The following is a 25,618-nucleotide window of genomic DNA, read 5'->3' as shown; positions in this document are numbered from 1 at the left end:
TGCTAATAGCTCGGGAATCCCCCTGACACTAACAATCATCGAGCGCGGTTCGTCCTCTTGTATGATGGCGCGCTTATGCAACGGACCGCGGATTCAAACGTGCCGATAACCACCTCAAGCTCTGCAGCCTGACACCTTCAAGGCGCACTTCGCTTTCCCCTGCCTTAACAGCACGACGACTGCCTGAAGCGCACGCGGGCACCTGCCCTGGTGTTCGCCTGCCCGGGTCAGTCGTCGTTCAGGAGCTTTTCATGGATATGCTTTACCGGACTTTCCACGAAGGAGAGTCCGCCCCGCGCCTGGCACTCAACCTGCTGACCCTGGGCCTGCTACTGGCCAGTACCGTGCCTGCGGCCCGGGCCGCCGGTACCGAACTGCCAGCGGTCAACGTGACGGGCGAAGACGGCTCCGGCTACCGGGTCGACAGCGCCTCGGTCGCGGGCATCGAGGCGGCGCCCTTGCTCGATACCCCGGCGTCGATTGCAGTATTCAACGAAGCCTTGATCAAGGATCAACAGGCCCGCCTGCTCAGCGAGGTGCTGAGGAACGACGCCTCGGTGGGGGAAAGCTATGCGCCGGTCGGTTACTACGAGAACTTCATGGTGCGCGGCTTCTCGTTGAACTCGGCCAGCAGCTACAGGATCAACGGCCGCACCATTACCGGCGAGCAGAACGTCGGCCTGGAAAACAAGCAACAGGTGGAGTTGCTCAAGGGCCTTTCCGGCCTGCAGAGCGGCGTTTCCGAGCCCGGTGGGCTGATCAACTACGTGACCAAGCGCCCGACCGACGTACGCTCGGTGACGGTCTCCACCGATGACCGCGGCAGCGGTTACCTGGCCACCGACGTCGGCGGCTGGTTCGGCAGCGAGCAACAGTTCGGACTGCGGGCCAACCTGGCCCATGAAGACATCCACTCCTATGTCGAACACACCAACGGGCAACGCGACTTCGCCTCCCTGGCCTTCGACTGGAACATCAGCGACGCCGCGCTGTTGCAACTGGACCTGGAGTACCAGACCAGGGAGCAGCGCTCGGCACCGGGTTATCAATTGCTCGGTGGCACAAGCCTGCCGCACGACGCCTCGCCGAAACAGCTGCTGGCCCACCAGAGCGGTTCAAAACCGGTGACCACGGACGCGCTGAACCTCAACGGCAATTTCGAGTACCGCTTCAGCGACACCTGGACAGGCAACCTCAGCGCCTCGCGCAGCCAGGTAGTGATCGATGACTACAGTTCGTTTGCCTGGGGTTGCTACGGCGCGGCCAGTTGCGCCGGCGTGGCCGTGCCCAACTACTTCAGCCCGCAAGGCGACTACGACCTCTACGACTTCCACAGCCCGGACGATACCCGGCGCAACGATGAGGTGCAGGCAGCGCTCAGCGGACGCTTCGATACCGGCGGCCTGGGCCACGAACTCACCCTGGGCTCCAGCGCGTTCCGCCGTGTGGTGGATAAGCGCGACCCCATCAACCAGATGATCGGCAGCGCCAACATCGACAGCGAACCGGAGGATTTTGCCCCTTACCAGGGGCCGCTCAACGACAGTCAGCGACGCCTGGACAGTCGCCAGTACGGGCTGTTTTTCAATGACCGGATCAGCTTCAACGAGCACTGGCAGACCGTGCTCGGCGGGCGCGAAGTGCGCCTGGATGAAGAGGCCTTCGATAATCTGGGCAACACCACCCGGCACACCCGGCGCTATGAATTCCTGCCCCAGGCCGCACTGATCTACAAGCCCGTACACAACCTGGCGTTGTACACCCGCTACAGCAAGGGCCTGTCCCTGGGCGGCGAAGCGCCGTGGTTTGCCAACAATGCCTTTGAAACCCTCGCACCCACCGTTTCACGGCAAATCGAGGCCGGGATCAAGTACGACTGGCAGCGCATCAGCCTGGCCGCGGCGCTGTTCCAGATCCGCCAGGCCTACCAGTATTCCCGGCCCAATGACGATGGTTCGTTCACTTTCACCCAACAGGGCGAACAGAAGAACACCGGCCTCGAACTCTCGGCCAATGGCTGGGCCAGCGACCGCCTGCAAGTGACCGCCAGTGTCGCGGCGATCCGCTCCCGGGTCAGCGGCAGCGATACACCCGCCTATGAAGGTCACCAGACGATCAACGTGCCAACACTGCGCGCCAGCCTCTACGGTGACTACGCCCTGCCCTGGGTCGACGGCCTGGCCCTGCTTGGCGGGCTGCAGTACAGCGCTGGCAAGTACGCCGACCCGCAAGGCCAGGCAGAAGCCGACGCCTACGCGATCTTCAACATCGGCAGCCGCTACAGCACCCGCATCGACGGCTATGACACCGTGTTCCGCCTGACCGTCGATAACCTGTTCGACCAGCGCTACTGGCGTGACGCAGGGGAATACATGGGCGACAACTACCTGTTCCAGGGCGCGCCACTGACCGCCCGCCTGAGTGCCTCGATCAACTTCTGACCCCGGCACGGGCGACGTCAATGCCCGCGAATGTAGTGCTCCAGCTGCCTGATCAGATCGGCCTGTTCAACGATGGCTTCTTTAACCAGATCACCAATCGACAACAGGCCGATCAAGCGGTCACCCTCCACCACCGGCAGATGGCGCAAGTGACTGTCGGTCATGACCGCCATGCAGCGCTCGATGCTCTGCTGACTGTCGGCCGTGACCACCGGTGAACTCATGATGGTCCTGACCGGCGTACCCACCGAAGAGCGTCCCTGCAAGACCACCTTGCGTGCATAGTCGCGCTCACTGACCACGCCCACCACCACCCCGTCCTCGATGACCGGCAGTGCTCCCACATTCTTCTCGGCCATCATCTTCAGGGCTTCCAGCACCATTTCATCCGGCGCGATGCTGTGTACCTGCCGGTTTTGCACGACCTTCAACTTGAGCAACTGAGCGGCTGTTTTCATACGAGTCTCCACTGGCGTTGGCAGGCACCGGACCTCAGGGGATGAGGCTCGGTGCCGTGGATGAATGATCAATCGAATGCCGCGTCGTCAGGCCACCCCGACCTCCACCACGCCGGCGTTGAGCCGTACCGGCCAGACCCGCAGGCGTTGTTGCGGGTACTCCAGGCAGCGTCCGTCCTCCAGGCGGAAATGCTGCTTGTAGATCGGCGACGCTACCACCAGCTCACCCTTGATGCAGCCCACCAACCCACGGCCAACGACATTCGCGCCCGATTGCGGGTCATGGTTGTCGATGGCGTAGAGGGTCCGCCCCTCGGCGGCCGGCAGGTAGAACACGGCCACCTGGGCGCCGTCGAGCCAGACGACGACGCCCGAGTTGTTCACCAGGTCCTGCTGGGCACACACCCTTTGCCAGGCCTGGGCGTTGTCCTGGGTCGAAAAACAAGTACTGCGCTGGGTTGTGGACTGGCTCATCGGACAAGCTCCTCGGTGACAGGGATAAGGTTGAGTTCGGCCGCCATGATCGGGCGCCGCTGCCCGCGTTCCTGGACAAAATGAATGTCCGGATCGGGACGCTGATCGTTGACGAAGGTCCGGAAGCGCTTGAGCTTTTCCGGGTCCTTGAGGGCGTTGGCCCATTCGCATTCATAGCGGTCGACCACCAACTGCATCTGCGATTCGAGCTCCGCACCCAGTCCCAGGCTATCGTTGATGATCACGTCCTTGAGGTAGTCCAGGCCGCCTTCCAGGCTTTCACGCCAGACCGAGGTTCGCTGCAGTTTGTCGGCGGTACGGATGTAGAACATCAGGAAGCGGTCGATGTAACGGACCAGCGTGGCATCGTCGAGGTCGGTGGCGAACAGTTCGGCGTGGCGCGGGCGCATGCCACCGTTACCGCACACATACAGGTTCCAGCCCTTCTCGGTAGCGATCACGCCCACATCCTTGCTCTGGGCTTCGGCGCATTCGCGGGTGCAACCGGACACCGCGAACTTGAGCTTGTGGGGCGAGCGCAAGCCCTTGTAGCGGTCTTCGAGGGCCAGGGCCATGTGCACGCTGTCCTGCACGCCATAACGGCACCAGGTACTGCCGACACAGGACTTCACCGTGCGGGTCGATTTGCCGTAGGCGTGCCCGGTTTCGAAACCGGCCTCGATCAGCTCGGCCCAGATCTGCGGCAACTCATGCAACTGGGCGCCGAACAGGTCGATGCGCTGGCCACCGGTGATCTTGGTGTAGAGGTCGTATTTCTTCGCCACCTGGCCGATCACGATCAGCTTGTCGGCGGTGATCTCGCCACCGGGAATGCGCGGCACCACCGAATAAGTGCCGTTCTTCTGCATGTTGGCCATGAAGGTGTCGTTGGTGTCCTGCAACGGCACCAGCGAGGCGTCCATGATCGGCTGGTTCCAGCACGACGCGAGGATCGAGCCGACTGCCGGCTTGCACACATCGCAACCGGTGTGGCCTCGGCCATGCCTGGCCAGCAGTTCTTCGAAGCTGATCACCCCTTCTACCCGTACCAGCGCGTAGAGCTCCTGACGGGTATAGGCAAAGTGCTCGCACAGGCTCTTGTCGACGCTGACACCCCGCGCGACCAACTCATGCTCGAAGACGTGCTTGAGCAAACCGGCACAGCCGCCACAGCCGGTGCAGGCCTTGGTCTGCGCCTTGAGCACACCGAGGTCCGAGCATCCACCGTCGATGGCCGAGCAGATGGCGCCCTTGGTGACGTTATGGCACGAGCAGACCGTGGCCGACTCAGGCAACGCCGCCGGGCCCAGGGTCGGCGCCCCCGTGGACGACGGCAGGATCAGGCTGGCCGGTTCGGACGGCAAGGCAATGCCGTTCTGCATGTATTGCAACAGGGTGTCGTAATAGCTGTTGTCACCGACCAGCACCGCACCCAGCACCTGCTTGCCGGTGGCGTCCACCACCAGGCGCCGGTAGCTGGCCGTCGCCTCGTCGATGAACTGGTAGCTGCGCGCGCCCGGCGTATGGGCGTGCGCATCGCCGATGGAGCCGACATCGACGCCCAGCAACTTGAGCTTGGTCGACATGTCCGCGCCCAGGAACGGCTCGGCGGCCTCGTGGCACAGGCGGGCCGCGACGCTGCGTGCCATCTGGTAGCCCGGTGCGACCAGGCCGAACAGACTGCCGTTCCAGGAGGCGCACTCGCCGATGGCATAAATATTCTCGTCGCGGCTCAAGCACTGGTCATCAATCACCACGCCACCGCGCGGCCCGACCTCCAACCCGCATTGGCGGGCCAGCGCATCCTGGGCCCGGATACCGGCCGAGAACACGATCAGGTCGGTTTCGAGGAACTCGTCGTTGGCAAAGTTCATCCGGTAGCGGTAGTGCTCGCCCGGGGTGATCGACTGCGTACCGCGCGCCACATGCACGCCGACACCCAACCGCTCGATTTGCGCCTTGAGCGCAAGGCCGCCCAGTTCGTCCAGTTGCACCGGCATCAGGCGCGGGGCGAACTCCACCACATGGGCTTCCAGGCCCAGGCTTTTCAGGGCGTTGGCCGCTTCCAGGCCGAGCAGGCCACCGCCGACCACCACACCGCGGCGGGCGTTGGCGGCGGCGGCGCGGATCGCGTCGAGGTCTTCGAGGGTGCGGTACACCAGGCGCGAATCGCCCTCGGCGCCTTCGACAGGCGGCACGAAGGGGTACGAACCGGTGGCCAGGATCAAGGTGTCGTAAGCAACGCTCCCTTGCGCGGTCATCACTTGGCGCCGCTCGCGGTCGATCGCAAGGACTGGCACCCCCAGATGCAAGGTCACTCCCGGCGTCTGGTAAAGAGACGCCTCGGACAGCGCCAGCGACTCGGCATCGCGACCGGTGAAGTATTCGGAAAGGTGCACGCGGTCGTAGGCCCGCATCGGTTCTTCACTGAAGACGTGCAGCCGGTAGCGCTCAAGGGCACCCCGCTCGATCAGCTGTTCGACACAATGATGTCCGACCATGCCATTGCCAATCACGATCAGCGTTTGCAGCTTGTTCAACTCGGCAACCTTGGCGTTCATAAGTAGCACCTGGGCAAAATCAATCACGGATCAAAAAGCAAAAAAAAACGCCTGGAACCTTGCGGTTCCAGGCGTCTTTGCCTGTTCTTTTGCGGTGTTTGATCCAACCTCTGTGCCGGACCCACCGATAGCGCCCACGACCGCAAGGGCCGACCGATCGTCGTTGACCGGCTGGGCGGGCCACTGGACTGCATCATCCGTGGCTGTTGATCGAGGCTATGCAGTGAATGTGCCAGACAAGCTCAGGCGATGATGACAAAGCTCTGTTCAGGGTATTTGCCTGGCCTCAGGTCTTGAGTCCAGCCCCTGCCAATACACCGTGTTTGCCTTGGCTTAGTGCAATGCTCAAGGATTCGGCTTTATAAGGGTGCACAGACGCACCACCTGCCCGCAAAAGGGTGAATAGGGCCAGGGACACCGCAGTGCCCTACCCTATGCAGCTCATACCTGAGAACCGGCACGCAGGATGGAAGGCTCCTCGCCGCGATACAGCGCCTCGACCTTGTCGGCGCGCCACTGCAGCACCGCGCGCTGGTTGATCGAGCCCTTGTCGGTGATTTCACCGCGGTCGATGGAGGCCGGCTCGTCCAGCAGCGTGATCCACTCCAGGCGGCTGGCATTGCCGATGGCGTCGCGGTTGAGCCGTTGCAGCCATTCGGCGAACCACTGGCGCACCGGTGCGCTGGCCAGGACCTCGGCATCGCTGGCGTCCGGGCCCAAGCCGGACAGGCGTCGGCATTCGAACAGCCGGGGAAAGACCAGGGCCCCCAGGCATTCGCGGTCCGGCGCGGCTACCACCAGGTCCTGGACATAGGGCGAACCTTCAAGCACCGCGCGATTGCGCATCGGGCCGACGCTGACGAAGACCCCGGAGCTGAGCTTGAAGTCTTCGGCGATGCGCCCGTCGAACATCAGCCCCAGTTGCGGATCACAGGCGTCGGCCAGTTTCAGCGCATCGCCGGAACAGTAGTAGCCCTGCTCGTCGAACACCTCGGCGGTCTGCTGCGGCGCACGCCAGTAGCCGGGCATGATGTGCGGCCCGCGAAAGCGTCCTTCCAGCTTGCCGTCCACCGGCACCAGCCGCACCTCACAACCGGGGGCCGGCAGGCCGACATAACCGGCCATGGACAGTGGCCCGGTGGTGAAGGTGCAGGACGGTGATGCCTCGGTCATGCCAAGCCCGGCCATCATGCGAATACGTTCGCCACAGTGCTGCTCGGCGACCCGGTCCAGGCGATCCCAGATCCGCTGGGACAAACCGGCGGCAGCGAAAAAGAACAGCTTCATGCGCGCGAAGAAACGGTCGCGCAACTCGCCATCCTGCTCCAGGGCGCTGACCAATTCTTCCCAGCCCTTGGGCACGGTCAGGTAGGCGGTGGGCGAGATTTCCTTGAGGTTGCGCAGTGTCTCGGCAAACCCCTGGGCCGTGGGCTTGCCGTCGTCCAGGTAAAAGGTGCCACCGTTGTACAGCACAATGCCGACGTTGTGGCTGCCACCAAAGGTGTGGTTCCACGGCAGCCAGTCCACCAGCACCGGAGGCTCTTCGCCGAACACCGGAAAGGTCTGCAACAGCATCTGCTGGTTGGCGCAGAGCATGCGCTGGGTGGTGACCACCGCCTTGGGCAGCTTGGTGGAGCCGGAGGTAAACAGGAACTTGGCGATGCTGTCCGGGCCGGTGGCGGCAAACGCCGCTTCGGCTTCGCTGCCACCGGGTTGTTGCAGCAGACTGACAAAGGATGTCTGCCGCCGCCCCGCCACTTCGCCGCGAACGGTAATCAGCGGCGTCTCACTGGGCAATACCGCGTCGATCGCCCGCTGGTAGGCGGCGGCATCGCTGACGAACACCAGCCCGGGCTGCAACAGATCGCAGACATGCCGCAACTTGGCGAAGTCCTGGGACAGCAACGAATAGGCCGGCGAAATCGGGCTATAGGGAATACCGGCATACATGGCGCCCAGCGCAATCTGCAGGTGTTCGATGTCATTGCCCGACAACAGCGCCAAGGGGCGCTCGGCTGACAGGCCGTAGCCCAGCAGGCTTTGGGCAATGGCGCGGACGCTGGCGAGCATCTCGGCATAGCTGACCCGGCGCCAGTCACCGCCGGCCTGGCGCGCCGCGATAAAAGTCTGTTGCGGACGCACTTGCGCCCAATGCAGCAGACGGTCCAGCAGACGCCCGGGTAATTCGGCCAAGGGCTCCAGGGAACGCATGTGCAGGACGCCCTGCGCTTCGCTGACCTCGACCGCCGGATGGCCGATGGACACCTGGCGATAACGCGGGGCGCGGGCCTCGGCCTGGGGTGGCGATCTGAATTCGGAACTCACGTGCTTGTCCTCCATCAAGGCACGTCTCCGGTCCGCTGCAAAGCAGTTCGACCAGGTGCGTGGCAGCCGGTGGCTGCAGCCTTGTTATTGTTATGTCTGGCTGGCACGCGGGTGACGAGCGTTCGTCACCCGACGGTGCGACGGATGCTCAGATCGGGTAGTGCCGTGCACCGTTCTGCAAGGTGACCCAACGCAACTGGGTGAACTGCTCAATGGCCGCCTTGCCGCCAAAACTGCCGTAGCCACTGGACTTCACCCCGCCGAATGGCATGTGCGCCTCGTCGTGCACGGTCGGGCCGTTGATATGGCAGATGCCCGACTCGACCCGTTGGGCGAGGGCCAGGGCGCGACTGGTGTCACGACTGAAGATCGCCGCCGACAGGCCGAACTCGGAATCGTTGGCCAGGCGCAGCAGTTCTTCATCGCCCTCGGCACGTAGCACTACGGCTACCGGGCCGAAGGACTCTTCGTGATACAGGCGCATGGCAGCCGTGACGCCATCGAGCAAGGTCGGTTGCAGAATGCTGCCTTCCAACTGGCCGCCCGTGACCAGGGTGGCGCCCTTGTCGAGGGCATCGTCGATCAACCCCTTGATGCGCTCGCCGGCGCTGGCGTCCACCAGGGAACCGAGGACTGAATCCCCAGCATCCGGGTTGCCTGCCGGCAAGGTGGCGATCTTCGCCGCCAGCCGGGCGACAAAGGCATCCGCCACCTGGGTGTCGACGATCAGGCGCTCGGTGGACATGCAGATCTGCCCCTGGTTGAAGTAGGCACCAAAGGCGGCGGCTTGCACCGCGGCCTCCAGGTCGGCGTCGTCGAGCACCAGGAACGGCGCCTTGCCGCCCAGCTCCAGCAAGGCCGGCTTGAGATGCCGCGCCGACAGTTCACCGACGATGCGCCCGACATGGGTCGAGCCGGTGAAGTTGACCCGACGCACCGCCGGGTTGGCGATCAGCCGCTCGACAATGGCCGCGGCATCCGCGGACGCGTTGCTGATGACGTTGACCACGCCATCGCCCAGGCCCGCGTCCTGCAATACCTGGCCGATCAGCCGGTGCACCGCCGGGCTCAGTTCCGAGGCCTTGAGTACCACGGTGTTGCCACAGGCCAACGGCATGGCGATGGCACGGGTGGCGAGGATCACCGGGGCATTCCATGGCGCGATACCCAGCACCACGCCGCAGGGCTGGCGCAGGGCCATGGCGAAACTGCCGGGGACATCGGACGCAATGACCTCGCCGTTGATCTGGGTGGTCAGGGAGGCGGCTTCGCGCAACAGGTTGGCCGCCAGGTGCACGTTGAAGCCGTACCAGTTGGCCATGGCGCCGGTCTCGCCGGCCGCCGCGATGAACTCCGCACTGCGGGCCTGCAGCTGTTCGGCCGCACGCAGCAGCCGGGTGCGTCGTTCATTGGGGGCCAAGGCTGCCCAGGCCGGAAACGCCGCCTTGGCCGCGGCCACGGCGGCATCGGCATCTTCCAGGGTGGCGGCGGCCACCCGCGACACCACTTCACCGGTCACCGGATTACGCCGGTCGAAGGTTCGACCGTCACGGGCGGGGCACGACTGGCCGCCGATCAGCAGGGGCACGTCCAGCATGGGAATTCCTCTTTATTGTCTTTGTCGGGAATACGTTGGAGGGGAGCACCGGGGCCAGGCGCTGGCGGGCGTTCGATCACCCGGCCAGCCTGCCCTCCGTGCACCGCCGGGGGTCAGCGTTTGTACGTCTGCAAACCAGGCTTGATGCTCTTGTCGTCGAGGAACTGCTTCATGCCCTGTTCGCGACCGCCTTCGGTGTCCAGCAGGCGCGACTGGTCGAGCTTGGCGTAGAGGTAATCCTCGTTCTGCTCCCAGGTCAGTTCGCGGCAACGTTTGAAACCATGCTTGGCCGCTCGCAGCACCACCGGGTTTTTCTCCAGCAGGTTGCGCGCCAGCTCGATAGTCACTTCGCGCAGTTGCGCCAGGGGCACGCTCTCGTTGACCAGGCCCATCTCGGCGGCCTTCTGCCCGCCAAAGGTCTTGCCGGTCATGATGTAGTACAGCGACTGGCGATGACCCACGGTGTCGGCCATGGCTTTGCTCACCAGGTTGCCCGGCGGGATGCCCCAGTTGATTTCCGACAGGCCGAAGGTCGCCTCGTCGGCGCAGATCGCCAGGTCGCAGGCCACCAGCGGGCTGAAACCGCCACCGAAGCACCAGCCGTTGACCATGGCGATGGTCGGCTTGGCGTACATGCGCAGCAGTTTCCATTGCCACTGAGAGGCTTCGCGACGGATTTTTTCCTGAAGGATTTCCGGACCGGCATCCACTTCGCGGAAGTATTCCTTGAGGTCCATGCCCGCGGTCCAGGCATCGCCGGCACCGGTGAGCACCAGCACGCCAGCGGCCGGATCCTGCTCCAGGGTTTCCAGAACGTCGATCATCTCGCGGTTCAGGGTCGGGCTCATGGCGTTGCGTTTTTCCGGGCGGTTGAGGATGACCCAGGCGATGCCTTCGTCGATTTCCACCTTGACCGTTGTCCAGCGACCTTCGTAGTTGCTCATGGCGATGCTCTCTCTTGTTCTGGGTTTGAAGATGAGCAAAAACTAAACCGACGAATTAGTTATGTCAATTAACTATTAACAATTTTAACAAAGCATTTTCAACCCATGAGCCGAGCCAGGAACCCGGATATATGACAATGCTCATGGCTATCCCCGGCCAAACTCGGCAAACTAGATAGTCTTCTTAACCGCCAGCCCGAGGATTGACCCTGTCATGGCCAAGTCTTCCACGATTGCCGCTGCCCCCCAGGCTCCGGACGCCACCACCGAAACCCAGGCGCCGCTGGACGCCGCCCTGGACGACCTGATCGGCTACGCCATGCGCCGGGCACAGTTGAAACTGTTCCAGAACCTGATTGGCCGGCTCTCGGCCTACGACCTGCGGCCGGCACAGTTTTCGGCCCTGGCGATCATCGAACAGCACCCGGGGCTGATGCAGGCTGACCTGGCCAAGGCGCTGGCCATCGAGCCGCCGCAAGTGGTGCCACTGCTCAACAAGCTGGAAGAACGGGCGTTGGCGGTGCGGGTGCGGTGCAAGCCGGACAAGCGCTCCTACGGGATCTTTCTCAGCAAGACCGGCGAGGCCCTGCTCAAGGAGTTGAAACAGATCGCCGCCCAGAGCGACCAGGAATCCACGTCGGCCCTCGACAGCCAGGAACGGGACGAACTGCTCAGGCTACTGCGAAAGGTCTACCAGGCATAACCCAAAACGCCGGCACGCTCCCCCACCGCGAGGAACGGCCGGCGGCAGCCCTGGGCAGGGCTCCCTTACCAGATCGGCACGCTGTACAGCACCTGGAAGCGGGTCTGGTTTTCATCGCGGAACGCCGCGCCAGAGGGGAAGTCATTGCGATAGATCGACTTGCGCGCCAACAGCCCGAGGTTTTTCAGCGGACCACTCTGGATCACATACCCCAGCTCCATCTGGAACTCACGCTCCTTGCGGTCGTCGGCATTCAGGGCCGCCAGTTCGATATGGTCACCGCGCACATAGCGCAGCCGGCTCTTGAGGCCAGGCACCCCGGCGGCGGCAAAGTCATAGTCGTAGATCGCCTGCCAGGTCCGCTCCTTGGCGTTGAGAAAGTCCGAACTCATGGTCAACTCGCTCATGCCCATCAACTCGGTGCCCGACACATAGGGCGTCGCTGTGTCACCACTGGCGTGCATGTAGCCCAGGCTCACCCGATGGCCGCCCAGGCGATAGCCAAACAGCGCTGAAAGGTTGCGGTTGTCGACTTTGCCGGCCTTGGCACTGCCGTCTTCATCACTGAAGAAGCTGCGCAGGTCGCTGGTCAGTACGCCCTCGCCCACGGGCAGATTGTGCAGCAGGGCCAAGGTGTTCTGCTGGTACAACTCGGCCACCTCGGCGTGATAGGCGCGCAGGCTGAGGTCCTCGTTCACCTGGTAATCGCCGCCGACATAAGCCATGTGCGAAGTGGTGGCCGCGCCGTTGAAACGCCGGTTGGGCGAAGCAATGCTCATCGCCTGGTAGTTGGTGGAATCACGCTTGTTGATGCGATCGATGTAGCCAGTGTTGAGGGTCAGCCCATCGATATCCCTGGAACTGAGGGTGGTGCCGCGAAACGTCTGCGGCAACAACCGCGATGGGCTGGCAAAGGCGAACGGCAGGAAGATCGAGACATCGCCGGTCTTCACCGTGGTCTGGGCAACGCGAAACTTGCCGGTCATGGCCAGGCGCGAATACTCGTCCGCCGCACGCTTGTCGCTGCTGGACACCGGCAGCAACTCGGTGCCACTGCGATGAGGCGCGGAGTCCAGCTTGACCCCCAGCAATCCCCGGGCGTCCAGGCCGAAGCCGACGGCCCCAGGGGTGTACCCCGACTCCACATTCATGATGAACCCCTGGGCCCATTCCCGGGCCGCGGTTTTCGCCCCGTCGTCCTTGTACTCCCGGTCCAGGTAGTAATTGCGCAGGGTCAGGGTGCCGTGACTGTCGTCCACGAAGCCTTCGGCCAGCGCCGGACTGGCAATCACGCTCAAGCCCAACACGGCCAGGCAGCGTGCGTGAACAGGTAAGGCGGGGGTCGCCGCAAGGGCATCCCGAGGGGGATTTTGCATGTTCGATGTCCACTCTTTGTTGTTGTTTTTTTAAGCGCGAGACCCGGGTTGTCCCGGGAGTCTGCGGCCAGAGAATGGAAACAGCCGAGGGCTGGCGTCAATCCGCAGTGACCGATAATCGAACATTAATATTGTTATCTATTTTAAAGACAAGCTTGTCTCCGCATGCCATCCAGTTGATTTAAAAGTAATTTATCTACTTTTTCAGGCAATACTCTGGGTCGTTCATTTTTTAGTTATATTTGTTAATCTTAATTCCAGCCCACCATCGCCTGATGCGGGCCTGCTTGCTTCACCTGTCAGCCCCAACAAAAACAATAATGAGGTTCGCCATGGACACCCCATCACGTCGCACGACGTTGACCATTGCCCTGTGTTTTATCGTTGCACTGATCGAAGGCTTCGACCTGCAAGCCGCCGGCACTGCCGCCGCGGGCCTGCGCCAGACCTTTGCCCTGGACCCGAAAATGATGGGCTGGGTGTTCAGTGCCGGCATCATCGGCCTGCTGCCCGGCGCGTTCTTCGGTGGCTGGATCGCCGATCGCATCGGCCGCAAGAAAATCCTGATCGGTGCCGTGCTGCTGTTCGGCGTGTTCTCCCTCAGCACTGCCTACGTCGGTAGCTTCTCCAGCCTGCTGCTGGCGCGCTTCATGACCGGCCTGGGCCTGGGCGCCGCCCTGCCCAACCTGATCGCCCTGTGTGCCGAGGCGGTGGGCGAGCAACGCCGCGGCACCGCCATCAGCATCATGTATGCCGGCGTGCCGCTGGGTGGCGCCCTGGCAGCGGTGGTTGCCATGCTGTTCACCGATCACTGGCAGGCGACCTTCATCATCGGCGGCCTCGCGCCCTTGCTGGTGGTGCCACTGATGATCCTGCTGCTGCCCGAGTCCAGCGCCTTTCGCTTGCAACAAGGCAACGCCCGCGTGGCGCACACCTCCACCGGCCGGGCCCTGTTCGGCGAAGGCCGGGCCCGCGTCACGCTGGCCTTGTGGCTGAGCTACTTTTTCACCTTGACGGTGATGTACATGCTGCTCAACTGGCTGCCGTCGCTGCTGCTGGAACAAGGTTTCACCAAACCCCAGGCCGGCCTGGTGCAGATGCTGTTCAACATCGGCGGCGCCCTCGGCTCGCTGCTCGGCGGGCTGCTGCTGGATCGCTGCAACAGCATCAAGGTGGTGCTGTTTATCTATGCCGGATTGCTGGCGGCGCTGACCGGGGTCGGCCTGTCGGTGGGCATCGTGCCCATGGGCATCGCCGGGTTTGCCGCGGGGCTGTTTGTGATGGCTGCGCAACTGGTGCTGTACGCCCTCGCACCGCCGTCCTACCCGACCCTGGTGCGTGCCACCGGGGTCGGCGCAGCCGTGGCCATCGGTCGCCTGGGCTCAGTGGCCGGGCCCTTGGCCGCGGGGCAGATCCTGGCGGCCGGTGCCGGCACTGCCGGGGTACTGCTGGCAACCTCACCGGGGCTGGTGATCGCAGCATTGACCATCATCAGCGTCATTGCCCGTGCGGCACCGCTGACCGAGCCCGGACTGACGACGGCCAAGTCTTGAGCCTGTCTGTACCTCGGCCCTGAAGCGCCGCCCTGCCTGCACAGAGATCGCGCGCCCAGTCGCGCGATACCTTACGGCGCTGAAGGGCGACGCTACCTGAACGACGAAGCTTGTTGCGCTCCCCCCTCAAGCAGATTGACTCGGAAGAACGGCGACGGCTGAGTACTCACCGGCCAGGCAACCTTTACTTGATCAAACGGGTGTCCAGACCAAAGCGCTCCTGAGTGACAAGCTTGAATTGATCCTCGGCCAAGTCGCAGCTGACCAGGAGATTCCACGAATGACGAGTCACTGCAGAAGGGATGAGCACGAAGGGATGCCGGGCCAGCAACTCATCAGCAAACTGTTGCTGATTGGGCGAGGGTTGAGACGGGATGAGCCAGTTCGGGTTCGGCACGTCCTGAGGTTGAACAACCTTGATGAGTCCCGGATCCAGCACTTCGAAGCGCGTCAGCACATGAGGCACCCTGTCGAGGGCATCAAAGCCCAGGTGGGTCGCGACCTCCAGGATGGCTGTGGACGGGTCGGCCGAAGCGTAGATAACCCGGCGGCCGGGAGGATTCCATCGACCACCGGATCGTTGCGCACCAATGCCACTGTCCCACGTATCTTTGTAGACTTCGCGGTCAAGGCGCCATGCGTGCCACCTCCCGTCCCAGGGCAAAGGATTCATTGGTAGACCCCGTGTTCAATCCGGGCCAGGTAGTCCTCTACCACCTGGAAACCCAACGAGTTGTCGATGAGCTCCAGCGGGACATGGCCGTCGAGGTACTTGCAAGGTTTCTTCAGCCAGTCCTCGGCCAACTGCTGACTGCCAAACACGGTGGTGGCGTGCTCCAGGGCCTGCGCGTACTGGAAGGCGACAGTACTCTGCTGCTGATTCAGCCGTACCGGCTTGGTTTCTTTCGCCAAGCGCTGGACCGTTCTGATGGACTTCCCTGTGATGCGCTGAACCAGCCCCTGCTCCATGTACAGATCCGAAGTGGAAAGCATGTCCCTGACGTCGCTCAGGTTAAAACCTTCCTGCGTGTACCGGATGATCAACATGCGCGTATCACCCTTGCGGCCATGTAACAGCACCTCGGTAGGCTTTCTGGCGACCTTCGTTGCCCCCGTCATGGCTGCCTTTGCCCTGGATTTGACGGTCGGCTTGTCGACTTGATTTGCTACGGACATACCGATTACCTCCATGCGACATTTGACGTAAGGATAGCGCCAAATGTCGTATTTGGGGGAGTTCGGTTTGTCCGATTTGGCGTGTACCACTCCTGGAACAGCTCTGTCATCACCACGCCCGGGCAAATTGCCCCAGGAAACGAGACTCGCCTCTAGTGACCCACCCTTTGGAACACAGGATGTGTTTTCTTCCCGAAGGGGGGACTTTTTCGTTTCTGCGTCGCTTTTGCATTTCTGTGCGACAGATCCCACTTCAGGGACTCCCGTACCGCTCCCTCCCGGTGTTAGTTTTGAAATGTTTTGTTTCATCGATCAGACACTTCTCACTCACTGCCTGCAAAGGAATGCCCCCAGCAATGGATTTTTCACTCAAGCACCTGGCCGCGACCACCCTGATGCTCGCCAGCCTGTCGTCGTTCACCACGTCAGCGCACGCCAACATCACCCCGCAACAGAGCGCGGCCATCCTCAAGACCTTCAATGACGTATCGGTAACGGATTTCAGGCAGTTCCTGGAACGCCTGGCCAAGAGCGACCTGGCCAAAACCGACGACCTCGGCCCGGCAATCAGTGCCTTCCAGGGCAACAAGACCCTTTCCCCCGAACAACAGAACGAGATCCATCGCCTGCTGGGCCTCTATGCACGGGTGAAGTACGGCACGGCTGCCACCCAGACCCTGCGCGAACTGGTGGCAATCCCGACCGTGCGCGTGGACGGCGTTGCCCAGCACGAGAATCCAGAATTCATCAAGATCGCCGACAAGCTCAAGGGCCTTGCCCAGGCCTTCGACCTGAACTTTCGCAACGTCGACAACCGCGTCTATGAAATCTCCCTCGAAGGCAGCGGCAATGAAGTCGTGGGCATTCACGCCCATGCCGATGTGGTGCCCGTGACCCCGGAGAACTGGGTCCTGAAAGACGGCACCCGACTCGATCCGTTCAAGGTCACCCTGGTCGGCGACCGCCTGTATGGCCGGGGCACCGAGGATGACAAGAACGGCATCGTGGTGACGCTCTACGCCATGAAAATCATCAAGGAAGAGAAGCTGCCGCTGGCTCGGAACTTCAAGCTGCTGGTCGACACCACCGAGGAAACCACCGGCGACGCCATCCCCTATTACTTCGAACGCAACCCGACACCCAACTACAACCTGGCGCTGGATGGCGGCTACCCGGTGGTGATTGCCGAGAAAGGCTACGGCACCGTCATGGCAAGCTTTGCCCGACGTACCGCAGAGGGTAAAGGCGCCGAAATCACCTCGATGACGGGCGGCCTGGCAACCAACCAGATTCCGTCGACGTCGGTCGCCACCCTGGTGACTGACAAGCCCGCCGAACTGGCCGCCAGCCTGCAGCAGGCCGGTACTGATTATGCCCAGCGCAATGGCGGCAACTTCGAGGTAAGCGCCAAGGTCGTCGGCAAGGACGTCAAACTCACGGTCACCGGCGTTTCCGCCCACTCCTCCGAGCCCGAGTCAGGCGTCAACCCGGTGGCCAGGATGCTGGACTTCATCAACAGCCTCGACGGCAAGGTCGCGCTCAAGCACAACCACATTACCGACGCCGCCCGTTATGCCGCCGACAACTGGGGGCTGGACTACCTGGGCGGGAAATTGGGGGTCGGTTTTTCCGATGCCTTCATGGGGCCGCTGACCACGTCCCTGACCTATGTCGGAATGGATGACAACGCCTTCCAGCTCGCGGTCAACCTGCGCGTGCCGAAAGGCAAGTCCCCAGAAGCGCTCAAGGCCGAAATCGCCGAAAAGCTTGGCGCCTGGAGCAAGAAGACCCACATCGCACCGGCCTTCGACTACTCGATCGCCGAGCCGATGTACCGCAACCCCAAGGGTGAATGGGTCAAGGCCCTGCTTACCGTGGCCAGCGAAAACCTTGGCATGGAACACACGTTTGGCACCTCTGCCGGCGCCACCTCGGTCCATGAGTTGCCCAACGGCGTGCAGTTCGGCTTGGCCATGCCTGACGTCAAATACACCGGCCACAACGACAACGAGTTCAAGACCGTCGAACAGTTCATGCTCGACCTGCAGATCGTGACCGAGATGATGGGCCGCATCGGGCAGTTGCCGACACTCTGATCCACCTTCGGACCCGCTGTTGTGGCGGGTCCATCTCTTTGATCGATTTGCTCTCGTCTAATACCTGGAGAACGGTGATAACTGAAATTTGCAGGCTGATGCCTACAAATCGCGCACAAACAAAAACGCCACTCTATTGAGTGGCGTTTTTGTATATTTGGAGCGGGAAACGAGACTCGAACTCGCGACCCCGACCTTGGCAAGGTCGTGCTCTACCAACTGAGCTATTCCCGCGTCTTGGTGTGGCGTATTCTATAGAAAATAGATTACGCGTCAACCCCTTGATTCAAAAAACTTTTATTTCTTTTCCACATCGGTTTTCAGATGCGGCCAGGCGGCGCTCAGGTACTGCACCATGGACCACAAGGTCAGGCCTGCCGATACCATCAGCAAGACATAGCCCACCAGTACCCAGAAACTGAAGTCCGACGGGTTGGCCAACAGGATCACCAGCGCCAGCATTTGCGCGGCGGTTTTCCATTTGCCCAGGTTCGACACGGCGACTTGTGCCCGTGCTCCCAGCTCGGCCATCCACTCCCTCAGGGCGGAGATGACGATTTCGCGGCCAATGATGACGGCTGCGGGGAGTGTCAGCCACAGGTTGGCATGTTCCTGTACCAGCAACACCAGGGCCACGGCGACCATCAGCTTGTCTGCCACCGGGTCGAGAAACGCCCCGAACGGTGTGCTCTGCTCCAGCCGACGGGCCAGATAACCGTCCAGCCAGTCGGTCGCGGCAGCAAATGCGAAGACTGAACTCGAGGCGATGTAGCTCCAGTGATACGGCAAATAGAACAGCAGAATGAAGATCGGGATAAGCAGGACGCGCAGAACGGTGATCAGATTAGGGATATTCATCGGCACAACTGGCTACGAGGTGAGTTGGCATTCTACTCGCTGTGCAGGTTTGCATAAATCAACTCTGCAAGCTTTTTACTGATCCCAGGTGCTTTAGCGATCTCGTCGATGCTTGCACGAGACAGCTCCTGCAATCCACCAAAATGTTTCAACAGGTCCCGGCGCCGGGTCGGCCCTACTCCCGCGATCCCTTCCAGCGTTGAGGTACGGCGGGTTTTCCCGCGTCGCGCCCGGTGCCCGGTGATCGCAAAGCGGTGGGCTTCGTCGCGGATCTGCTGGATAAGATGCAACGCCGGCGAATCCCCGCGCAAGGTAAATTCGTGGGCGGCGTCATTCAGGTAGAGCGTTTCGAATCCGGCCTTGCGGGTGGCGCCCTTGGCCACGCCCAGCAGAATCAGGTCGGGAACGGCCAGTTCATTGAGCACATCGCGGGCCATCGACAACTGGCCCTTGCCGCCGTCCACCAGCAAAATGTCCGGCAACTTGCCCTCGCCGTCCTTGAGTTTGCTGAAGCGTCGGGTCAGCGCCTGGTGCATCGCCGCGTAATCGTCCCCTGGCGTGACGCCTTCGATATTGTAGCGACGGTAGTCGGACTTCAACGGCCCTTCCGGGCCGAACACCACGCAGGAAGCCACTGTTGCTTCACCGCTGGAGTGACTGATGTCATAGCACTCCAGCCGCTGGGGCGGTTCATCGAGGTCGAGCACTTGTGCCAGGGCCTCGAACCGTTCGGCCACATGCTGACGATTGGCCAAGCGCGCGCCCAGGGCCTGCTCGGCATTGGTCACCGCCAACTGCTGCCAGCGCGCCCGGGTACCGCGTACCCTGTGGCTGATGGTCAATTCGCGACCGCGCAGCCCATGAATGGCCTCGATCAGGGTCGGGAAGTCGTCATGGACCACGTTGACGATCAGCTCGCTCGGCAAGTCCCGCTCGGGACTGCTGATGTAATACTGTCCAAGAAACGCCGCCATGACCTCGGCCACGTCTTCTTCAATACCCACCTGCGGGAAAAAGTTCTTGCTGCCCAGTACCCGGCCACCACGCACACTGATCAGGTGCACGCAGGCGCCTCCCGGGTTGGTGAACGCCGCCACCACGTCGACGTCACCCGTGCCACCTTCCATGCTCTGCTGGTCCTGCACCCGGCGCAGCAAGGCGATCTGGTCACGCAGTTCGGCCGCCCGTTCGAAGTCCAGGGTACTGGCCGCCTGCTCCATCCCCGCCGACAGTTCGTCCGCGAGCGCGTTGCTGCGGCCCTCGAGGAACATCACCGAGTGCCGCACATCCTCGGCATAGGCTTCGGGCGTCACCAGGCCGACACAGGGTGCCTTGCAGCGCTTGATCTGATACTGCAAGCAAGGCCGCGTACGGTTCTTGTAGTAGCTGTCTTCACACTGGCGAACGAAGAAGGTCTTTTGCAGCAGGCTGAGGCTTTCACGAATGGCCCCCGCGCTGGGGTAAGGCCCGAAATACTTGCCCTTGGCCTTTTTCGCCCCGCGATGAATGCTCAGGCGCGCAAATGCGCCGTCCGACAGGAAGACATAGGGGTAGGACTTGTCGTCCCGCAGCAGGATGTTATAGGGCGGCCGCCATTCCTTGATCAGCGTCTGCTCGAGCAGCAGCGCTTCGGTTTCATTGGCGGTGATGGTGGTTTCGACCTGGGCGATACGACCAACCAGCGCGGCGGTCTTGGGCGCCAGGCCAGTCTTGCGGAAGTAACTCGCCAGGCGCTTCTTCAGGTTCTTGGCTTTGCCCACGTAAAGCAGGCGCGCATCGCTGTCGAATATGCGATACACACCCGGGCGCCCACTGCAGGTCGAGAGAAAGGCGCTGGGATCAAACGGCTCGGTCATTGTCAGAGGCTGGCGTCGACCATGCCGTGACGCACCGCCAACAGTGTCAGCTCAACATCACTGCTGATCGAAAGCTTTTCGAAAATGCGATAGCGATAGGTATTCACGGTCTTGGGTGACAGGCAAAGTTTGTCGGAAATGATCTGGACCTTCTGGCAGCCGACAATCATCAGGGCGATCTGGATTTCCCGCTCCGACAGCGCATCGAAGGGCGAATCATTGCTGGGCTGGAACGACTTGATGGCCAGTTGCTGGGCAATCTGCGGGCTGATGTAGCGCTGGCCGGCGAATACCAGGCGAATCGCCTGCACCATTTCATTGAGGCCGGCGCCCTTGGTCAGGTAACCCGCCGCGCCGGCTTGCAACAGCCGCGTAGGAAAAGGGTCTTCCTCGCACACGGTCACTGCCACGACCTTGATGTCCGGATGGCTGCGCAACAGCTTGCGGGTGGCTTCAAGGCCACCGATGCCAGGCATCTTGACGTCCATCAGGACCACATCGGGTTTCAGCTCACGCGCCTTGAGCAGGGATTCCTCCCCCGACTCTGCTTGGCCGACTACTTGCAGGCCATCGATGTCAGCCAGCATTCGTGTAATACCTGTACGAACGAGATCATGGTCATCGACTACTAGCACCCTAATCAAGCAGACACCCCGCGATATGTTCTTATTGATTGCCGAACACCTTAGCAAAAAGGATCCGCCAGACCTAGCAGCAAGCTGTTATTTAAACAGTTTCAATACATCTTGGAAGGCTTGAGTTAAGGGCCTTGCAGACATTTCAGCGCAGGCATCGGCGCTCCATCCTCAGGAAGCAGGCATCCCGCCCGACTTGCTGCAGTCCCAGGCGCAAGTAAAGCGCCTGCGCCGGGTTGTCCTCGAACACCGTCAGGCGCAGCGCTGGACGTGACTCCTGGCAAGCCCTGGAAAAAACCTGACCCAGCGCCCAGGTACCGATGCCCTGCCCGCGCGATGCCTCGACAACGTGCAACTCGCGGACGTACAGCGCCTTCGAATCGCGACTCAGGCTGGCAAACCCCAGCACCGCTGAATCCTGGCAAATCAGCCAGTTTTCCCGGCCGGTCCAGGCGACATCGAAGGCCTCATCGAGCCAAAGCAGGTCATGACGGATGTAATAGGCAAGCATGGACCGCCGCGTCAGGTCTCTCGCAAAAGGCAAATGCTGCGCCGTGGCCAACCGCAGCGCCAGCCCCCTTGCCGCCGGCTCAGGCACTGTGCACCGGAACCACCGCCCCGCTCCACAGACCCGCCGTTCGGCGCGCAATCACCAATGACTCGCCGACACCCGGGTCCGCCGCAAGCAGCGAACCGTCCGCCGCCCAGATAGCACTGCGCCCCGCCGACTCCCAGCCACCGGTTGCACCGCCGTGATTGGCCATCAGCACCACCATCGAATGCTCGCCCGCATAGCCCTGGAGCTGTGCGGCATCGGCCCCATAGCCGCCCGGGGTGATCAACACCCCGGCGGCATAAATGTTCGCACCGTTGTTCGCCGCCTCGGCGGCATGACTGGCATGGGAAAAATCGGCACAGACCGCCAGCGCGACCCGATCGTCAGCCATGGTCAGCAGCGAGCCACCCGAGCCCGGCGCAAACGCCACCTCTTCGCCGGGGTGCAAATGCTGCTTGCTGTAGACCCCCAGGGAGCCATCGGCCGCCAGCACCAGCGCACCGATCAGTACCGGCCCATCGACCGACAACCGGATCGGCATGCCCACCACCGCCGTCACCCCCACTTCCCGCGCCAGATCGCGCAGCGGTTGCAACACCGTGGAGTGCGGGGCGATCGCCAGTTCCGCCGCCAGCCCGCGCTCATAGCCGGTCAGTGACAGTTCGGGAAACACCAGCAGTTGCACGCCGTGCTCGGCAGCGGCCTGGATCAAGTGTTGATGCCGCGCAATATTGGCCTGGAGATCTCCGGCCATGGAGATCGATTGAGCCGCGGCGATAGTCAGCGTTGTCATCCCTGCTTTCCCTGGAAAAGTGTCACGTGGCAAACCCCGAGTCTGTCACAAAGCGTTGCGCGACTTAAGCCATAGCGACAGGACGTTGGATCGATAGTAATTTCTGATTGAATCTGCGTGCCCGCCTCAAGTAAGCTCGGCGCATTCATCGGAGACAGATCATGTTGCATTCCCCTTCACAGCTTCATCTCGCCAGCGCCCAGCGCTCGGTTGCGGCTGCCCGGGTGAATCACGTCTGTGCGCCGGCAAGCTTTTATTTTGGGTATTGGTTTAGCCACTGGCGCGCCTGATACCCACACGGCGGCCACTACTCAAGGGGTCGCCTGCCAGAGAGTTCTCAACCCCCGGTCGGCCTCCCGACCGGGGGTTTTGTTTTTTAGCGCCACACCTTTTTAGCGACATCACTGACTTCAAGGAATTACGACATGAACTACGCCACTTATTACCGTTACGACAGTTTTTCCGCCTGGCGATTTACCAGCCTCCGATCGGGACAGCCTGCCGCCTCCGATCGGTCACCCACCGGTGGCAAGCACACACGCCAGGCCAATCCGGCCAATTGTCGAACACCCCAGTAGGGCCGAGCGCGCGGGACAGAACCCGCCGCCAGCCCAGGAAGCCCGAACATGAACGCATCCCTCTCTGCTCTGCCGCTGTCCACCCTGAGCCCTGCCAATGAAACGCTGACCCAGCGCCTGCCCAGCTCATTGCAACTCAAACAGCAATTGCCACTGAACAATGCCCTGACGGCGCAAGTCGCCGCCCACCGCCAAGCGGTCCGCGCCATTTTGCAAGGTGAAGACAGCCGTCTGCTGGTCGTCGTCGGCCCCTGCTCCATCCACGATCCGCAATCAGCCCTGGAATACGCTGAAAAGCTCGCCCGACTCGCCACCGACGTCAGCGGTGAAATGCTCATCGTGATGCGCGCCTACGTCGAAAAACCCCGCACCACGGTCGGCTGGAAAGGCCTGGCCTACGACCCCCGCCTGGACGGCAGTGACGACATGGTCGGTGGCCTGACGCTCTCGCGCGAGTTGATGCGTGAAATGCTGCGCCTGGGCTTGCCCATCGCCACTGAACTGCTGCAACCCATGGCCGCCAGCTACTTCGACGACCTGCTCAGCTGGGTCGCCATCGGCGCACGCACCACCGAATCGCAGATCCATCGGGAAATGGCCAGCGGCCTGGGCATCCCGGTCGGCTTCAAGAATGGTACCGACGGCGGCGTTGGCGTGGCCACCGATGCCATGCGCTCGGCCGCTCATCCGCACCGGCACTTCGGCGTCGACAGCCAGGGGCACCCGGCAATCATTCAGACCCAGGGCAACCCCGACACTCACCTGGTACTGCGCGGCGGCCACCGCGGCCCCAACTACGACCGCCAGAATGTCGCGCACCTGCAGGCGGACCTGCAGACGCTGAAAATGGCCTCGCGCATCATGGTCGATTGCAGCCACGCCAACAGTGGCAAGGACCCTTTGCGCCAACCGGTGGTATTCAATGACGTGCTTGAGCAACGCCTGAACGGCAATCGCGCACTGATCGGCATGATGATCGAAGGCCACCTGTTCGAAGGCTGCCAGCCCTTGAGCCCGTCGCTGCGCTACGGCGTGTCGGTGACGGACGGCTGCCTGGGCTGGGACGCGACCGAGCAGTTGCTGCGCAGTGCCAGCCTGAGGCTGCGTGAATCCGGCCACCCGGCGAGCGCCTGAAGCGACCTCGCTCGACTGCCGTTGCGCCGACCATTGCGTAACGGCGGACGCTGCGAGCAGTGCCTTCACTCCTGATTTTTCCTTGTAGTTAAATTCCGCTTTCAACAACGGATAGCGGCTTTTTCGTACATCGATCCGCTACTCACCTGCATTAGAGTGAGGCCGTGAACATCCCTCCCGAACTTACGGAATAGAGGCACGCGTATGCAACGGAATGCAGACACGCAATACCCCATCATGCTGGTCCACGGTCTCTTCGGATTCAACCGCATCGGCAAACTCGAAATGTTCCACGGTATCCGGCAGGCGCTCAGGAACGCTGGCGCCCACGTGTACATCCCCTACCTCTCGGCCACTCACAGCAATGAAGTCCGTGGCCAGCAATTGCTGGCCCAGATCGAGCGGGTGCTGACAGGCACCGGTGCAAGCAAGGTCAACCTGATCGGCCATAGCCAGGGCGCACTGGCGGCACGCTATGCAGCAGCCACCGTGCCGCAGCAGGTCGCCTCGGTGACCTCGGTCAGCGGGCCGAACCACGGCTCGGAACTGGCCGACTGCCTGCGCAAGGCCTTGACCCCGGGACGCTTGCCCGAACAGATTGCCGTGGCCGCCTCGACCTTGTTTGTCGAGTTCCTGCGTTTTGCCAGTGGCCAACCGAACATCCCGCAGAACGCCCTGACCGCGCTCAACGCGCTGACCACTGAAGGGGTTGCCGCCTTCAATGCCAAATACCCGCAGGGTCTGCCAGATACCTGGGGCGGCCAGGGGGATGAGCAGGTCAATGGTGTTCGCTACTATTCCTGGAGCGGCATACTGCAGGGCAATCTGCTAGCTGAAGGGATCAATGCCCTTGATCCGCTGCACGTCTTCTGTCGCGGCTTTTCCGGTTTCTTCACCCGCGAGGCGCAGCAGAACGATGGCATGGTCGGACGCTACAGTTCGCACCTGGGCACGGTCCTGCGCTCCGACCATCCCATGGACCACATGGACAGCATCAACCAGACGGCAGGTCTGGTGCGCACTGGCGTCGACCCGGTGGGGTTGTACGTGGAGCACGCCGAACGCCTGAAACGCATCGGCCTCTGAGGGGATCGAGCGTTGGTTTTCGACCGACGGCAAGGCGACACCGAATCAATCACCAGATTGACAAGAAATAGACCACTGAATCCGGTAGGCTCAGCACTTTATTGAACATAGATTGGAGATTTCCCCATGGCCAAAGCCACTGCCCGTCACATCCTGGTTGCCAGCGAAGCCAAGTGCAACGAACTCAAGGCGCAGATCGAAGCCGGCGCTGATTTCGCTGAAGTTGCCAAAACCAACTCCACTTGCCCTTCCAGCCGCCAGGGCGGTGACCTGGGTTCGTTCGGTCCAGGCCAGATGGTCAAGGAATTCGACACCGTGGTCTTCAGCGCACCGGTCAACACCGTACAGGGCCCGGTCAAGACCCAGTTCGGCTACCACCTGCTGGAAGTGACCAGCCGTCAGGACTGATCACCTGCGA

General features: G+C 62.1%; 21 protein-coding genes and 1 tRNA gene. 7 read left to right on the top strand and 15 right to left on the bottom strand.

Features of this window, described 5'->3' with window-relative positions; translation table 11 throughout:
• The first annotated feature begins 251 nt into the window (after positions 1-251).
• Positions 252-2,441 (top strand): TonB-dependent siderophore receptor, encoded by a 2,190-nt coding sequence (locus CKW29_RS09600; protein WP_095148322.1) that lies wholly within the window; start codon positions 252-254, stop codon positions 2,439-2,441.
• Between the two features lie 17 nt (positions 2,442-2,458).
• Here the strand turns inward: CKW29_RS09600 and CKW29_RS09595 are convergent, their stop codons facing one another.
• From CKW29_RS09595 to CKW29_RS09570, 6 genes are all read right to left on the bottom strand, one after another.
• Entirely contained in the window at positions 2,459-2,899 is a 441-nt protein-coding gene (locus tag CKW29_RS09595; protein ID WP_095143336.1) for a CBS domain-containing protein, read from the bottom strand.
• Between the two features lie 87 nt (positions 2,900-2,986).
• Positions 2,987-3,373, bottom strand: a complete 387-nt coding sequence (gene nirD / locus CKW29_RS09590; protein ID WP_095143335.1) for a nitrite reductase small subunit NirD — start codon at positions 3,371-3,373, stop codon at positions 2,987-2,989.
• Complete coding sequence (gene nirB, locus CKW29_RS09585) at positions 3,370-5,934, bottom strand: nitrite reductase large subunit NirB (protein ID WP_095148321.1); 2,565 nt, start codon at positions 5,932-5,934, stop codon at positions 3,370-3,372. The genes nirD and nirB overlap by 4 nt, the downstream gene beginning before the upstream one ends.
• 441 nt (positions 5,935-6,375) lie before the next feature.
• On the bottom strand, positions 6,376-8,259 hold the full coding sequence (locus tag CKW29_RS09580) for a feruloyl-CoA synthase (protein WP_095148398.1): 1,884 nt from the start codon (positions 8,257-8,259) through the stop codon (positions 6,376-6,378).
• A gap of 148 nt (positions 8,260-8,407) precedes the next feature.
• A complete protein-coding gene (locus tag CKW29_RS09575) occupies positions 8,408-9,856 on the bottom strand; it encodes an aldehyde dehydrogenase (protein ID WP_095148320.1) in 1,449 nt (482 codons plus the stop codon).
• Positions 9,857-9,969: 113 nt separating this feature from the next.
• Positions 9,970-10,800, bottom strand: a complete 831-nt coding sequence (locus CKW29_RS09570; RefSeq protein WP_095143332.1) for a p-hydroxycinnamoyl CoA hydratase/lyase — start codon at positions 10,798-10,800, stop codon at positions 9,970-9,972.
• 214 nt (positions 10,801-11,014) lie between these two features.
• On the opposite strand from CKW29_RS09570, the gene CKW29_RS09565 reads away from it, so the two are divergent.
• Positions 11,015-11,503, top strand: coding sequence for a MarR family winged helix-turn-helix transcriptional regulator (locus tag CKW29_RS09565; RefSeq protein WP_095143331.1), 489 nt, complete (start codon positions 11,015-11,017; stop codon positions 11,501-11,503).
• 65 nt (positions 11,504-11,568) lie between these two features.
• Here the strand turns inward: CKW29_RS09565 and CKW29_RS09560 are convergent, their stop codons facing one another.
• Positions 11,569-12,879, bottom strand: a complete 1,311-nt coding sequence (locus CKW29_RS09560) for an OprD family porin (RefSeq protein WP_095143330.1) — start codon at positions 12,877-12,879, stop codon at positions 11,569-11,571.
• A gap of 332 nt (positions 12,880-13,211) precedes the next feature.
• Here CKW29_RS09560 and mhpT point away from each other — a divergent pair, with 332 nt between their 5' ends.
• Complete coding sequence (gene mhpT / locus CKW29_RS09555; protein WP_095143329.1) at positions 13,212-14,432, top strand: 3-(3-hydroxy-phenyl)propionate transporter MhpT; 1,221 nt, start codon at positions 13,212-13,214, stop codon at positions 14,430-14,432.
• A 184-nt stretch (positions 14,433-14,616) separates the two neighbouring features.
• Here mhpT and CKW29_RS09550 read toward each other — a convergent pair whose 3' ends face one another.
• Complete coding sequence (locus tag CKW29_RS09550) at positions 14,617-15,105, bottom strand: RES family NAD+ phosphorylase (protein ID WP_095143328.1); 489 nt, start codon at positions 15,103-15,105, stop codon at positions 14,617-14,619.
• Entirely contained in the window at positions 15,102-15,551 is a 450-nt protein-coding gene (locus CKW29_RS09545) for an antitoxin Xre/MbcA/ParS toxin-binding domain-containing protein (RefSeq protein WP_256584857.1), read from the bottom strand. The genes CKW29_RS09550 and CKW29_RS09545 overlap by 4 nt, the downstream gene beginning before the upstream one ends.
• 413 nt (positions 15,552-15,964) lie before the next feature.
• Here CKW29_RS09545 and CKW29_RS09540 point away from each other — a divergent pair, with 413 nt between their 5' ends.
• Positions 15,965-17,704 carry a dipeptidase gene (locus CKW29_RS09540; RefSeq protein ID WP_095143326.1) on the top strand — a complete coding sequence of 580 codons (1,740 nt, stop codon included), beginning with the start codon at positions 15,965-15,967 and terminating at the stop codon, positions 17,702-17,704.
• 158 nt (positions 17,705-17,862) lie between these two features.
• Here CKW29_RS09540 and CKW29_RS09535 read toward each other — a convergent pair.
• The 6 genes from CKW29_RS09535 to CKW29_RS09510 all read right to left on the bottom strand — a co-directional run bounded on the left by CKW29_RS09535 (position 17,863) and on the right by CKW29_RS09510 (position 22,402).
• Positions 17,863-17,938 (bottom strand) — tRNA-Gly (locus CKW29_RS09535).
• Positions 17,939-18,001: 63 nt separating this feature from the next.
• On the bottom strand, positions 18,002-18,562 hold the full coding sequence (gene pgsA, locus CKW29_RS09530; protein WP_095143325.1) for a CDP-diacylglycerol--glycerol-3-phosphate 3-phosphatidyltransferase: 561 nt from the start codon (positions 18,560-18,562) through the stop codon (positions 18,002-18,004).
• 32 nt (positions 18,563-18,594) lie between these two features.
• Complete coding sequence (uvrC, locus tag CKW29_RS09525; protein ID WP_095143324.1) at positions 18,595-20,418, bottom strand: excinuclease ABC subunit UvrC; 1,824 nt, start codon at positions 20,416-20,418, stop codon at positions 18,595-18,597.
• A 2-nt stretch (positions 20,419-20,420) separates the two neighbouring features.
• On the bottom strand, positions 20,421-21,062 hold the full coding sequence (gene uvrY, locus CKW29_RS09520) for a UvrY/SirA/GacA family response regulator transcription factor (protein ID WP_071555134.1): 642 nt from the start codon (positions 21,060-21,062) through the stop codon (positions 20,421-20,423).
• A 136-nt stretch (positions 21,063-21,198) separates the two neighbouring features.
• Entirely contained in the window at positions 21,199-21,564 is a 366-nt protein-coding gene (locus CKW29_RS09515) for an N-acetyltransferase (protein WP_095143323.1), read from the bottom strand.
• Positions 21,565-21,643: 79 nt separating this feature from the next.
• Positions 21,644-22,402 carry a carbon-nitrogen hydrolase family protein gene (locus CKW29_RS09510; protein WP_095143322.1) on the bottom strand — a complete coding sequence of 253 codons (759 nt, stop codon included), beginning with the start codon at positions 22,400-22,402 and terminating at the stop codon, positions 21,644-21,646.
• A gap of 626 nt (positions 22,403-23,028) precedes the next feature.
• On the opposite strand from CKW29_RS09510, the gene CKW29_RS09505 reads away from it, so the two are divergent.
• From CKW29_RS09505 to CKW29_RS09495, 3 genes are all read left to right on the top strand, one after another.
• Positions 23,029-24,114 (top strand): 3-deoxy-7-phosphoheptulonate synthase, encoded by a 1,086-nt coding sequence (locus tag CKW29_RS09505; RefSeq protein ID WP_095143321.1) that lies wholly within the window; start codon positions 23,029-23,031, stop codon positions 24,112-24,114.
• Positions 24,115-24,318: 204 nt separating this feature from the next.
• Positions 24,319-25,200, top strand: coding sequence for a triacylglycerol lipase (locus tag CKW29_RS09500; protein WP_095143320.1), 882 nt, complete (start codon positions 24,319-24,321; stop codon positions 25,198-25,200).
• Positions 25,201-25,326: 126 nt separating this feature from the next.
• The gene (locus CKW29_RS09495) at positions 25,327-25,608 is read left to right on the top strand and encodes a peptidylprolyl isomerase (RefSeq protein WP_095143319.1); all 282 of its coding nucleotides are present in this window, start codon (positions 25,327-25,329) and stop codon (positions 25,606-25,608) included.
• Positions 25,609-25,618: the final 10 nt, after the last annotated feature.

The sequence above is a fragment of the Pseudomonas sp. Irchel s3a18 genome (genome assembly GCF_900187535.1).
Lineage (GTDB): Bacteria > Pseudomonadota > Gammaproteobacteria > Pseudomonadales > Pseudomonadaceae > Aquipseudomonas.
The sequence above is the reverse complement of the archived record's forward strand: the minus strand, read 5'-3'. Positions and strand labels throughout refer to the sequence as shown.

Bases quoted from the DNA above. Each gene is read 5' to 3' on its own strand.
- CKW29_RS09600 (WP_095148322.1), top strand. From the start codon at position 252: ATGGATATGCTTTACCGGACTTTCCACGAAGGAGAGTCCGCCCCGCGC.
- CKW29_RS09595 (WP_095143336.1), bottom strand. From the start codon at position 2,899: ATGAAAACAGCCGCTCAGTTGCTCAAGTTGAAGGTCGTGCAAAACCGG.
- nirD (WP_095143335.1), bottom strand. From the start codon at position 3,373: ATGAGCCAGTCCACAACCCAGCGCAGTACTTGTTTTTCGACCCAGGAC.
- nirB (WP_095148321.1), bottom strand. From the start codon at position 5,934: ATGAACGCCAAGGTTGCCGAGTTGAACAAGCTGCAAACGCTGATCGTG.
- CKW29_RS09575 (WP_095148320.1), bottom strand. From the start codon at position 9,856: ATGCTGGACGTGCCCCTGCTGATCGGCGGCCAGTCGTGCCCCGCCCGT.
- CKW29_RS09570 (WP_095143332.1), bottom strand. From the start codon at position 10,800: ATGAGCAACTACGAAGGTCGCTGGACAACGGTCAAGGTGGAAATCGAC.
- CKW29_RS09565 (WP_095143331.1), top strand. From the start codon at position 11,015: ATGGCCAAGTCTTCCACGATTGCCGCTGCCCCCCAGGCTCCGGACGCC.
- CKW29_RS09560 (WP_095143330.1), bottom strand. From the start codon at position 12,879: ATGCAAAATCCCCCTCGGGATGCCCTTGCGGCGACCCCCGCCTTACCT.
- mhpT (WP_095143329.1), top strand. From the start codon at position 13,212: ATGGACACCCCATCACGTCGCACGACGTTGACCATTGCCCTGTGTTTT.
- CKW29_RS09550 (WP_095143328.1), bottom strand. From the start codon at position 15,105: ATGAATCCTTTGCCCTGGGACGGGAGGTGGCACGCATGGCGCCTTGAC.
- CKW29_RS09545 (WP_256584857.1), bottom strand. From the start codon at position 15,551: ATGACGGGGGCAACGAAGGTCGCCAGAAAGCCTACCGAGGTGCTGTTA.
- CKW29_RS09540 (WP_095143326.1), top strand. From the start codon at position 15,965: ATGGATTTTTCACTCAAGCACCTGGCCGCGACCACCCTGATGCTCGCC.
- pgsA (WP_095143325.1), bottom strand. From the start codon at position 18,562: ATGAATATCCCTAATCTGATCACCGTTCTGCGCGTCCTGCTTATCCCG.
- uvrC (WP_095143324.1), bottom strand. From the start codon at position 20,418: ATGACCGAGCCGTTTGATCCCAGCGCCTTTCTCTCGACCTGCAGTGGG.
- CKW29_RS09515 (WP_095143323.1), bottom strand. From the start codon at position 21,564: ATGCTTGCCTATTACATCCGTCATGACCTGCTTTGGCTCGATGAGGCC.
- CKW29_RS09510 (WP_095143322.1), bottom strand. From the start codon at position 22,402: ATGACAACGCTGACTATCGCCGCGGCTCAATCGATCTCCATGGCCGGA.
- CKW29_RS09505 (WP_095143321.1), top strand. From the start codon at position 23,029: ATGAACGCATCCCTCTCTGCTCTGCCGCTGTCCACCCTGAGCCCTGCC.
- CKW29_RS09500 (WP_095143320.1), top strand. From the start codon at position 24,319: ATGCAACGGAATGCAGACACGCAATACCCCATCATGCTGGTCCACGGT.
- CKW29_RS09495 (WP_095143319.1), top strand. From the start codon at position 25,327: ATGGCCAAAGCCACTGCCCGTCACATCCTGGTTGCCAGCGAAGCCAAG.